The following is a 12,569-nucleotide window of genomic DNA, read 5'->3' as shown; positions in this document are numbered from 1 at the left end:
TATGAGTTACAAATCTATTGATTATTTAAATTTTATAGAATTCAATGTATATAATTATTCCTACATTCTTAAAAAAATTGATAAAAAAGTAAATTAATAAATCTAGATAAATATGATATCAAAATTTAGATGTTAATACTTAATCATTGTAATATTTTTCAATTCTCAATCTCTCAAGCTCTGCTAAAACATCAATATCCTCATTAGTTAAATTAAGATAAATTATATCACTAAAAAACATTATAACTTTTATTAAATGAGCTTTAAACGTTTTAGAGTACATTATATCATAAGATATCTTCAAATTATAATTATACGGTTTATAATCCATTAAATATAGTATAATATCGTCATATATGGATTCAGTGATATCTTCATCTAGAAAAAAGAAACATCTACTTTGTTTTAATTTTTTAGATGTTATATGAGGGATTTTAATATACGTCATCATTATTAATTAAATACCACATTTACATATTTAAATATTACTACCTTTTTTCAAATACTCTCCTTCAATAAATCTAATCATTATTTCGTCATAATTAATGCTTTTTTATCAAAATTAAATGTTATTATGTTTATAAAATAGAAAAAAGTATATGTGGAAGTTTTTTTAATGTAATAAATGACTATTAGGTATTTAATTATATTGTCATTATACAAAAAAGTTGGTGAAAGATATGAAAGAGTTCGGTATTGTATGGAAAATTAAATGTCAGATGTGTAAGATACTTGGTCATAATTTTGAGTTAAAGTCTATTTCTAAGATAGATGTAGATGAAGAAATAACTTTTTGTGAATATGAATGTAAAAACTGCGGTTTGGTATCTTTTGAATAAATAGACCCTTTTAAAACCCATTTATTTTTAGTAATTTTCTTTATAGGATAATAAATCATAAACCTTATCTATTACATAAATAAATTATTCTTAGTTAAAAAAGGGGAATCCAATATGAGTAAAACTAAAGATGTTCACTACTTCACATTTGGTACTAATTTTGAAAGAAAATTCGTTCAAGATACTGTAAAACATCCTGATGTTACCTTAATAGAACTTGTATCTAATTCATGGGATGCTGGTGCAACAAAAGTAGAAATTAATTGGCCAGAAGTAGATTTAATTAATGGGGAAATTTTCACTATCAAAGATAATGGGTTTGGGATGACCAAAAAAGAGTTTTTAAAGTATTGGGGTGAATTAGGCGGAGATAAAAGGGACAATATTGGGTCAGAAATTACATTGAAAGATGGAACAACTAGGAAAATTCTTGGACGTAACGGTAAAGGAAGGCTAGGTTTATTTGGTTTTTCAGATAGTTATAAGGTTATAACTTGTAAAGAAAATGAAAAATCTATATTTGAAGTGGAAAAAATTGAAAAATCTGGACAATATGCAAAAATAATTGATGAACATGTGGAAAGCTATGATGGAGATTTTTCAGGTACATATATTGAATGTCCTTTACATCATGATTATCTTAATAAAGATAAAATAGAAATTGCATTAAGTACTAGATTTGGTGCTGATCCTCACTTTAAAGTTTATCTTAATGATAAAGAGATAAAATTATTAGATTTAGAAAAATATGAAAAGAAGAAATTAGAATTTAAAGGATTTAAAGTAGAAATAGCCCAAATTCCTCGTGATGTTTACAATAAAAAATTATCTCAATATCAAATAGTATGGTGGGTCAATCAAAAATGTGCTGAATTTAGTACATGGAAAGAGTTAGATATTCCTTTGGATGGGAAAAATAAGATTGAAAATAAGTTTGCATTTTGTATTATCGTTGATTTTATGGAAGAGCATGTTAAACCTGAAGGATTTGGTTTTGAAGATAATGACATGGTTAAAGAGCTTAAAAAGTTTGTTAAAGAAGAAATAATTAAACTTGCAGAAGATTATATCAAAGAATCTCATCGTGTTAAAAAAATAAAAGTTGTTAGAACCTCCGAAGAGCATATAAAAAATTTAAATCCTGTATCTCAAGAAGAAGTAGGCCGTTTCATAGATGAAGTAATTAATCAATGCTCAATAAAACCCGAAGATCTATCCAAAATTGTATCTATATTAGTAACTATGGAAGAATCTAATCGAAAACACGAATTACTTGATAAACTTGTAGAATTAGATTACAAAGATATGGATAAATTAGTAGAAATTTTAGATAAATGGAGCGTAGAAGATGCCTATACGGTTTTAGGTGAACTTTATTGGAGATTGGAAATAATTTCTAAACTTGAAATGTTAGTTGATGATATTGAAACGCTAGAACTACCTCAATTACAACCTTTATTTGAAACTGGTCTATGGATGTTTGGCCCTGAATATGAAGGTACTACTAACTTTACATCAAACAAATCATTAAAAAAAGCTCTTAGAGAGGTTTTAGGTGTAGATATTAAAAAATTTGATGGTTCTAATAAAAGGCCTGATTTAGTTGCTACTCCTGAGGGAGATATATGGAATATATATGGTAGTAACAAATTAAAAGATTCTCAAGTAGTTGGATATAGAAAAGTATTGGTTATTGAACTCAAAAAAGGAAATTCTACCATAAGCTATGAAGAAATGAATCAAGCTAGATTTTATGTAAAAAAACTTAAAAAACATGGAAAACTTCAAAAAGATACTAAAATAGTTTGTTATGTGCTTGGTTCTAAAGTTGATGAGGATAATAAAGATGAAGAAATTATAGGTAACATGATTAAGGTTTATCCTAGTACTTATGATACTATTATTAGAAATGCAAAACTAAGAACTCTTGATTTAATGGATAAAATAAAGGATGTAAAAGGAATTACCGATATTGGGGATCCTGAAATTAATGAAGTAATGAAAGAGGACTTTCCTGAGAAAACTTTTGCTCCTTAACTTTTTCATTGTTTTCAATTTTTTTTATTAACAGTTTAAGTTTATATTTGGGTATAGCTAAGGCGTACGGTGGCGAAAAAGTCATTGGAATGTCATATTCAAAACATTTATCAATGAACTTTTTTAAATCTTCTTTTAGCCAAAAGGATATATAATATGTATCTGAAATTAAATCTATCTCTTCTATATTCCAATTATCCTTTATCCATTTTTCTTCAATATCCATACATTTTACCCCATTGAAGGTTTATATTGTTATTTTTATATATTTAAAATTTCTCCTATCCGTTTACCAAAAGTTAATTTTTTAAACTAGATTAAAAGCCATAAAAAAATTTTTTAGCATGTTTGATTACCTGAGAAAGTAAAAATAAGTGTGTTTTCTTTACCTAATAATAAATATTAAAAAAGGTGTTTAGGCTTCTATTAATGTTATTTGGTCTTGTTGGTTTGTTTCAGGTGTGAATTTCTGTTTATAATGGTCTTTAAGTCTTATGTCTTCGTATACTCTTAAAGATCCCAGATTTACCTTTTTCTGTCTGTGGGAGTATCCTGATTTATCCATTGCTTTGTTTATTTGTTGAGCCGAAGGTTTCCGGTGTTCTGAACTTATTAACCCTTTCTTATATGCTTGTTTAGACCATTGTTTAAGATATTTATAAACATCTTTCCTATCTATATAATCCATTTCTTCGTAAGAATCTTCAAATATCTCTTCTATTGCACATTTAAGTGGATAAGCTTTATAATCATATTCTCTTTTCATTCGTTCCTCTTCTGCTTTATTGGTTAATGGTTCGTCTTGCATATCTAAATATAGATTAATAGCTGTATATATTAGCCATTCGATTCCATCTTTATCATATTTACCTGAAAGTATATCTGCTTGTAAGTAGTCGTCCTTTTTCTCGTAGCTTATCTGATTGTTGGCATGTATTAATAAAAGCCTTCTTTCTATACCCGTTCCAACAATAGGAGGTAAAGTGTTACCATTAGCAAATAATTTCGGTATTTGTTCGGCTTCTGCTTGTATCTTTCGGTTTTCTCCTTTAATTTCAACTTCTAGACCGTTTCCAGTAATTAAAGTGTTTAGATTTCCTATACCTTTCAACATACCATTTGCTATATCATCATCTATATTAATTGAATTACCGATTAAAGAATGTAAAGTAAATCTTTCATTCCTAACTATTGCTTGTGTCTTTACTTCTGAAAAAGATCCTGTAAAAACCCGTTTTAGTATAGTAGAAAGTGTACTTTTTCCTGTACCTGATTCTCCTTGTACCATAACCATCTTACCTATTCGATTAGCACCAATAAAAGCGTGTCCTACTACTCTAAGCCATAATTCCTTATCGTTTGGATATTTAGGATTATTTAATATGTCATCTAACAGTGTTTTAATTCTCCCTTCTTTAGCTTCGCTATTGTAATTAAAAGGTAGTGAAAGCTTTGGTATTTCTTCTAATTCAGATTTATTAGGATTAAATTCTCTAGTTCGTGTATTTAAATAACCATTATTAAATAATATAATATCATAGTTTCGTTTAATGTGATTAGTCACATAATTAAGCATAGATTTACATTTAGACGCTGTTATTTGATTATTACCAAAAACACCATTCATAAATTCTTCGATTCTTATACTGTTTATTTCTATTATAGTTCCGTCTTCTTTCCTTTCATAGTATTTCATTAGCTTAGGGTCTTTATAAAGTGTTAATTCGCTGTTTAAGTAGTTAGCTAGTAATTTCGGTTTTGGTTCTACTTGTTTAGCTAAAGTTCTCATAATATTGTTTTTTAGACTTAATTCATCACCACCCACTAGAGCTTCTAATTCCTTTAAGTCTGAACTATTTAAATGTTTATTTAATCCCTTCCACCCATTTAATCTGTGCATATCTTGTTTGTAAGCTCTATTTACTACTTGAAGTCTTTCTGTTAGCTCTTCATCGTCCTTAAAAGCAATTCTAACTATTTGAGTAGTTGTGTCATGATCAAAGGATTTCTTTCTTAAATAACCAGATAAATAAAATACTAGATCGTTTCTATTTCCTTTACGTAGATTTTTAGTTATAATCGTAGCTATTTGGTTTAAATATTCAGTTTTAGGAGTTAAAGAATGTCCTTTATCTTCTAAATCTGTTAATAGCTTGTTTAAAACTACATCTGCGTTTTCAACTGAATAAATAATCTCTGGAGATTCTTCTAATTTAGTATAATATTCCTTATCACCAGCTTTATTATACCTATAATCAGCTATTATGTATCCGTTATGCTTATAATCAATATTTAGCTTTGGTTGTTTAGCTATTGGTTTTTTCTCAGATAATAAGTAAATATGATAACCACCAGAAGCAGATTTAACACTATAGGTGTCATTAATTGCAAACTGTATACATTCCTTTAAAACATCTATAGGTATATGATCATCATGTTTAGGAACATCTAAATCAATTACTACTAAATACTGATTTAAGTCATTAATATAATCACAAACAATAGCAGTACCATAATTATTATCATTAAATCCTTTATAATCATCTGGCTGTTTATCCCAGTCAACACATGGTGCTTTAGGATTTCCACCATACCTTACTTGATCTTTAGATGATAATGCTATCTTTTTAGCATAATTAAAAACTTCAGTAAATTTAAATCCATTCTCATTCATATTAAACCACCTTCTTAAAATCTTCCCTCATTATAATGCACTAATCACTAAAATGAAACAGTTAATTTCTGAAGACTATAAAAGCTTAAAATCGGATATAACACTGTATAATGAAGTTGTTTGGAAAAAATCTAATAAAAAATATATAAAAACAAGCTTCAAAATGCAAATTAATTAGAGAATACTACAAAAAATAAATAAATTAAAAAAAAATGAGTATCTTATTAAATTAGTATTCGTTTTCTCTTAATTTCCCTAATCTGAAGCACTTTTCAACTTCAAGAATCACCCTTGCTTCTTCATAAGTACAGCCAGGTAAACGCCTAACTATCTCCATCAACTCTAAATCACTACCATATAATTCTTCAAGCAATTCTCTTGACCAATCTTTTAATACCATTTGCATTCCCCCTCATTTAAAGTAGTTAAAACCCTTCTTTGTCTGTCAAAATCCTTTATCATATTATCCTCATTCTTATTCTCTTTCTTATTTCGTTAATGAAAATCATAAAAAAAGTAAAATTATAGGTTTAACCTATATTATACATTACTGAATAGTCTATTTCGTCCTTACGGCTTATACTAACTATGATTTTCCTATTTCGTAAATGTATCCCCCTTATACTAAAAAACTTAGTTTTTTTATCTGTTTTAGCTTTAAAGTCTTCCATAAGTTTCATATATTCCGAACCTAAAAACTTAGATTCTGATCCTTCTTTATAATCCCTTAAAATTAATCCCATTTGCTTATAAAGTACAGTATCAGCCTTAAAAACTTTAACCGACCAATTTCTAATAATTTCTAGATCATTCTTATATATTTCGGTAAGTTCTTTATCAGAAACGAACATTTAAAACACCTCCTTAAGACTTATCGTCTTTATTCCTCTTTTCTATCTTTAAAAGCCCATGACCTTGTCCACTTTCTAATAAACCCTTTTTAACTCTGTTATAATTATAATCTGGGAACTCTATTTCTTTTTCTTTACTTACCATGTAAAACCACCTCTTCTTTATAAAATATCCTTAGATTTGCGTTCATTTTCCTGAATACGCTTCCTTTCTTCAAGTAAAATCTTATCTATTACATCTTTAGACTTGTAGTTACCTGTTCTAGTGTTTTTAATAATCCTCATGTTATCACTGCCTTAAAAAGTGTAAATTAAAGGGAAATTAAATTCTCCCTTCTCTTATAGCTTGTTTAAGACCTGAAAGACCTCTAATACCTGTTTCAGATTCTACTATCCTTCTATATATAACCCCATCACTACAATTGAGTTTATAGGTTAATTCGTATATATTCAAGGTTATATCCGCCTTTAGTGTCCTAACTATCTCTCCAAATGTTAAAGGACTTCTATTCTCTCTGTTTTCTACCATAAACAATACCTCCGTTCTTTTTAGTCTTCCTTTTACTTATATATTTCTTTATTAAGCTTCACAAAAAAAATAAAAAATAAATGGAATTAAACAGTTTAAACCATTAAAAAACCATTTAAAATGTGTAATGCTCGTTTACAATAAAAGAAGACATGCTTTATTTCTAGTCATAGACTAGCCCCTTTAGGTGTTCAACTTTAAATAAGAATACTAACCTAAAGAGGTTTCTAATCATAACCTTCTGGTTAATAAAAGACTATTTGACATGTCTTTCGGAAGATTACTTACTAAAAAAATAAACTTATAAAAAATATTTACTCTCATTCTCCCCACGCTATAATAACATTTAGATTTAAAATCAGCTTTATAACACATGTTATATAATAACTATTAGACCTTTAAAATAACAAAGAAGAAATAAAAACAAGTATTTAGAAAAATATTACAAAATTGATATTATTATTACTGCTGTAAATTAGACGGTTTAAAAATACGATTTAAAATATAATATATCTAGAACATTTAACACAACGTGTTTGGTTATTGTGTCTTGGTTTAAATTCAGTTCCACATTTAACACACGTTTTAAATTCTAAAGGCTTTTTAGACCTATAATGTGCCTTTTTCCTGCATTTATCACTACAATAAAGCTTATTATACTGGCCATAAAAAGCTTTTTTGCAATGTTTACAATATTTCCAATTACTTCTCATAATATCGCCCCACAATATATATGGTCCAATCACCTCAGGTAAGACAGCCCTCAATATATATGGTCCAATCACTAAAACGTCATAGTTAATTTATATTTTAAAAAACCTGAAAAAGTACCAAAAAATAAGACCCTGTTGATGAGGAAGGATGAAAAAAGCTAAAAAATATAAACTGATGTAGAATACTTAAAGATAGACTTAATTAAAAAGAATTTATGATCATAAGTCCTATAATTTTATGGTGTAAAGATAATTTAATGTAACCAACTCGACATCGAATTTTATAATCTAAAAAAATATAAAATTTATAAAAAAAGCTTGAATCGTATATTTTTCATTAATTCAGTGGTGGTATAAAGTTTAAAACTGATATTAAAATAGAATGAATTATAAATAAGGGTTTTAATGTTTTATTTATCATATATCTTTCTGACACTCGATTTTTAAGGTGGTTTATGGTATAAATGTTTAGAAAGAGGTATTTATGAGGGGTATACTTGGCTTTTTTTAAGCTGGTCGGTGGTTGTACCTTTTCTTTATAGTCTATGATCTTCTTATTTGGTTAATCAAATTAGCATTAAAAGATTCTAAAAAGTAGTAAAAAAATAATTAAATAATTTATAATGATTTATAATGATTTTTACACTTGCAATTTTACTAAACTAGTATATAAAGGTAATTATACAAGTAATTAAATTAATTGGAAATATCATTTACTTTAAGTTAAACCAGTTTTTTTAAAAAAGTCTTATTATTGATAGTACCCTTCATTTTTTCTAAATTTATGCTATACGGACATACCGATGTCCCAATAGACCTAATTTGAGATATTACAAGATAAGGATATAAAAACAAAGATATATAATTAAATTGAAAGTCATAAGATAATTATCAGTTTAATAGTGGTTTAATTGCATAATTTTAATAGCTATTTCTTAAAGTATAAAATAGAACCACTAAAAAAGGTAAGACTATTCTTTAATAGGTGTAATACAGGTGTACTTACCACACAAAAAATAAACAGCGTCTTTAACTCCCACTATTCCAGAAAAAAATCTATACTACCACTTTAAACCTGAAAAGAACTCTAAAAATAAACTATTACATATAGATGAAACATTACAAATAGAACATTAAAACTTAACCACTTATTATACTAATTCTTTCAATTAAATAAACGCTGTATGTTGATAGTGATTTTAAATAAAGTAACCGAAGTATCCATTTAATAAAAACTTATATTTTCGAGAGGTACAGATTAAAAGAAAGAATCTAACAGCATTAAGTTTTATGTCAAAACAGATACAAATGTATCATGATAAATCATTATAAATCACCGTATATTAATTTTCAAAAGTTACAGAATTTTCAAAAACACGTTTGTCCGGTGCATTGGCTTAGACTATCAGCTATAAAAACAAATTTAAAAACATCCTATACGACCTTTAATTTCTATATTCAACTATTAAACATTTTTAAGCTTTTAAATAAGAATTCATCCAATATATTAAGACCATTATAAATCAAATACTTCTTTATATACCATCTTAAGCCCTTCTAGGACTTAGTTCTATTTTACTATTTCATGAAACACCCTTTCACCAATATTCTAAAAGTAACAAAAGTAACAAAAAAATCGTGATTTCAATTCGTAAAATTATTTAGTCTATTTTAAAACTTTTTTTCTCCGAATTAAAAATGCAAATATTTTGTTACCTTTGTTACCATTTATCATGATTTATCATGATTTTGGTTGAACCTAAACTTAATGATCTGAAAATTCTTTGAATGTGGATGGTTAATGATACTTTGAAAGTATATTCTTTTTACACTATCATCATTATACAGTGTCTATATTTTAGGAAAATAAATGGATCTGGAAGTCGAAAAAATTCTAAATGTTTTGTCAGGATAGTTTAAAAAAAAGTAGTGATGTTGCTACTATTTGTAGCATTTTTCACTCATTATCCAACAGCGTTATTATACCCATTGTTTATCAAATTTAGTTTGTATTCTCGTTCTTTTTCTAGTAAATCTTCTCTAAATGCTTTATCATTAGCATATCTTTTATCAAACTCTAACTGTTCTTTTAACTCTTCTTTAAGATATAAATCTTTCTGTTCTGGAAATAAATTGCCACTTTTTAATACAAGTGCCTTTAAACTATCAAACTCATCTTTAAGTTCTTGATTTTTATCTATAACCTTTATTTGAACCTTATTTGTTGTTAATTTATCTAATGCTTCTAAATAATCTTTTTTAAGAATTTCAACATCTGTTTTGAAATATGTATTAGTAACTGAATCTATATTATGACCCATTAACTTTCTAGTGGTTAAGTGCGGAACTTTCATATTTTCAAGAGTGGTTGCAAAATATTTACGTAGGGTGTGATTCTTTATTACATAGTGATTATCTACACGTCTAAAACCCTTAGTTCTATTTATATAATTAAACATGCTACACATATTATTCGGTTTAAGAGGTTTATTTGAATATATACTCCTGAATAATCGATCTTTAGGCTTTGGATTATATTCTGGGTGTTTATGATGTAACTCTTCTAAATAAATTATTATACGATCTAAAGATTCAGGGCTACTGAACGTAAAGTATGGATTACCTGTCTTGATTCTAATAATATACCATTTAAGTACTATATTTCCTTTTGCTTTAGCTTTATCTATAATTTCTGGTAAGGTTTCAGGATAAGGAAACATATCTATTGCTTTAAAAAAGTGTTCAAATGTCAAACTAGCTTTTTCTGCGCTGCCCATTCCAGAGCTTAAACCTGTTAATACTATCGCTTTATATGTACTATTACAATATTCAAGAAATCTTTGGATTTCATCCATAGTAGGCAAATCATCTATTGTTTGTAGTTTCCGTAAATTTCTGGACTTTCTCCCATTAGATTTAGGTAAATCTATATCAAAATACCTGTAGAATGATGTTACTAAAACCATATTTTGTTTCCTAGATTTATCAGCCATATCTAATTCTTCAAGTCTTAATTTATAATTTCTTAAATATTTAGTAATTTTACGTTTACGTAATTTTATACTTGAGTCGTTTTCTTCTTCTGCTTCATCAATTAATTCTTCTAAAGTCTTGTTTGTAAAATTTGAATATTTCTGTAAAGCATATTTATAACCTTTAATACTTGATTCTCTTATATCTCTCTCAATACAAAAATCTTGGAATATGGGTTCGTCTACGACTGTAATTTTTCTATTTGTTTCAAACATTTTTCTCTCCTCCTCATTAGAATACACCAATCAATAAAACGTCATAGTTAGTCGCTCACGTTTTGAAATTAAAAAATGCATCATAAAAAAGAAAATAGTATGAAATTACAAGTGAAAACGGCTTTAAAGTTTAGCTTTCCAGATGTTTATATATAATAAACCCTCAATTTAAGAAAAATACTAATTTAGAAAAACAATCTAATGTATATATTTGTACAATAAAGGTTTAAATAGTACATAATGTATATAATTTTATACAAAGATAAATGGTGATTAAATGTATAAGGTTACGTTATCAGAGAAAGAAATTCCAAAAAAATGGTATAACATAGCTGCTGACTTACCAGTAGAACTTCCCGCACCAGATCAGACTGAAGAAGGAAAACAACTGGAGAGTTTGCCAAAAATATTCTCTAAAGGTGTTTTAGAGCAGGAAATGTCACAAGATCGATGGATCAAAATTCCAAAAGAAGTAAGAAACGTTTATAAGATGATGGGAAGACCAAGTCCACTATTTAGAGCCAAAGGACTTGAAGATTACTTAGATACTCCTGCAAAGATTTATTACAAGAGAGAAGATTATTCCCCAACAGGAAGTCACAAACTTAATACTGCTATTGCACAAGCATATTATGCTAAAAAAGATGGAGTAGAACGTCTTACAACAGAAACAGGTGCAGGGCAGTGGGGTACAGCGTTATCTTTAGCATGTTCTTTAGTTGGTCTTGATTGTACTGTTTACATGGTTAATGTTTCATTTACACAAAAACCTTACAGGAAAACAATTATGCAGATTTATGATGGAGAAGTTATACCCTCACCAAGTAATAAGACTGAATTTGGAAGAAAAATATTAGCTAATGACCCTAACCATCCTGGTTCCCTTGGAATTGCAATTTCTGAAGCTATGGAAGATGCATTAAATGACGATAGTACTTATTATTCACTTGGAAGTGTTTTAAACCACGTTATGTTGCATCAGACAGTTATAGGTCTTGAAACCAAAAAACAGATGGAAAAAATAGGGGAAGATCCTGATGTGATTGTTGGATGTGTAGGTGGTGGAAGTAATTTTGCTGGAGCTACATTCCCCTTTGTTAAAGACCAGCTCGATGGAAAGATTAATTGCAAGTTCATTGCAGCAGAACCTTCATCATGCCCTACTCTTACCAAAGGAGAATATATGTACGACTTTGGAGATACAGCAGGCTTAACACCGCTTCTCAAGATGTATACCCTTGGACATGAATTTGTACCTCCATCTGTGCATGCAGGAGGCTTACGTTACCATGGAATGTCATCGCAGGTATCATTGCTTTTACATGAAGGCATTATAGAGGCACGTTCCGTAGGTCAAAATGACATATTCAAGAGCGGTACCACTTTTGCTAAATGTGAAGGAGTAGTTCCAGCTCCAGAGACATGTCACGCCATAAAAGTAGGTATGGATGAAGCATTAGAATGTAAAAAGAATAAAGAAGAGAAAAACATTATAATTAACTTCTCAGGGCATGGAATGCTTGACCTTAAAGGATATGATGACTATATAAATGATAACCTTCCAGGTTAAATAAATATTTCATCTCTTTTTTTATTTTATTAATTTTTTTAAGCTATTTTGTTATAAAATCAATTATAACTTATTATTCCCATTTAATCCATCATTTTTTTGAAATTA

11 protein-coding genes are annotated in these 12,569 nt (G+C 28.0%); 3 read left to right on the top strand and 8 right to left on the bottom strand.

Annotation, left to right across the window (positions count from 1 at the left end; translation table 11 throughout):
* Positions 1 to 139: 139 nt before the first annotated feature.
* Positions 140 to 448, bottom strand: coding sequence for a hypothetical protein (locus HZC47_01030; protein MBI5679472.1), 309 nt, complete (start codon positions 446 to 448; stop codon positions 140 to 142).
* Between the two features lie 232 nt (positions 449 to 680).
* Between HZC47_01030 and HZC47_01025 the strand changes: the two genes are divergently transcribed.
* Positions 681 to 839 (top strand): hypothetical protein, encoded by a 159-nt coding sequence (locus HZC47_01025; protein MBI5679471.1) that lies wholly within the window; start codon positions 681 to 683, stop codon positions 837 to 839.
* 114 nt (positions 840 to 953) lie between these two features.
* Positions 954 to 2,876, top strand: coding sequence for an ATP-binding protein (locus HZC47_01020; protein ID MBI5679470.1), 1,923 nt, complete (start codon positions 954 to 956; stop codon positions 2,874 to 2,876).
* Here HZC47_01020 and HZC47_01015 read toward each other — a convergent pair.
* The 7 genes from HZC47_01015 to HZC47_00985 form a co-directional block, all read right to left on the bottom strand.
* Positions 2,827 to 3,102: a hypothetical protein gene (locus tag HZC47_01015; protein ID MBI5679469.1), complete on the bottom strand. Its 276-nt coding sequence runs from the start codon at positions 3,100 to 3,102 to the stop codon at positions 2,827 to 2,829. The two genes, HZC47_01020 and HZC47_01015, sit on opposite strands and share 50 nt — an antisense overlap.
* 189 nt (positions 3,103 to 3,291) lie before the next feature.
* Complete coding sequence (locus tag HZC47_01010) at positions 3,292 to 5,550, bottom strand: hypothetical protein (protein MBI5679468.1); 2,259 nt, start codon at positions 5,548 to 5,550, stop codon at positions 3,292 to 3,294.
* A gap of 229 nt (positions 5,551 to 5,779) precedes the next feature.
* Complete coding sequence (locus HZC47_01005; GenBank protein ID MBI5679467.1) at positions 5,780 to 5,950, bottom strand: hypothetical protein; 171 nt, start codon at positions 5,948 to 5,950, stop codon at positions 5,780 to 5,782.
* A 130-nt stretch (positions 5,951 to 6,080) separates the two neighbouring features.
* Positions 6,081 to 6,401 (bottom strand): hypothetical protein, encoded by a 321-nt coding sequence (locus HZC47_01000; protein ID MBI5679466.1) that lies wholly within the window; start codon positions 6,399 to 6,401, stop codon positions 6,081 to 6,083.
* Between the two features lie 322 nt (positions 6,402 to 6,723).
* Entirely contained in the window at positions 6,724 to 6,930 is a 207-nt protein-coding gene (locus HZC47_00995) for a hypothetical protein (GenBank protein MBI5679465.1), read from the bottom strand.
* A gap of 497 nt (positions 6,931 to 7,427) precedes the next feature.
* On the bottom strand, positions 7,428 to 7,643 hold the full coding sequence (locus tag HZC47_00990) for a hypothetical protein (protein MBI5679464.1): 216 nt from the start codon (positions 7,641 to 7,643) through the stop codon (positions 7,428 to 7,430).
* Between the two features lie 1,964 nt (positions 7,644 to 9,607).
* Positions 9,608 to 10,891, bottom strand: a complete 1,284-nt coding sequence (locus HZC47_00985) for a site-specific integrase (GenBank protein MBI5679463.1) — start codon at positions 10,889 to 10,891, stop codon at positions 9,608 to 9,610.
* A gap of 277 nt (positions 10,892 to 11,168) precedes the next feature.
* Here HZC47_00985 and HZC47_00980 point away from each other — a divergent pair, with 277 nt between their 5' ends.
* Positions 11,169 to 12,461: a TrpB-like pyridoxal phosphate-dependent enzyme gene (locus tag HZC47_00980; protein ID MBI5679462.1), complete on the top strand. Its 1,293-nt coding sequence runs from the start codon at positions 11,169 to 11,171 to the stop codon at positions 12,459 to 12,461.
* Positions 12,462 to 12,569: the final 108 nt, after the last annotated feature.

Origin of the sequence: Methanobacterium sp., assembly GCA_016222945.1 — an archaeon.
Classification (GTDB): Archaea; Methanobacteriota; Methanobacteria; order Methanobacteriales; family Methanobacteriaceae; genus Methanobacterium_D.
This window is presented reverse-complemented; position numbering and strand designations above follow the sequence as displayed.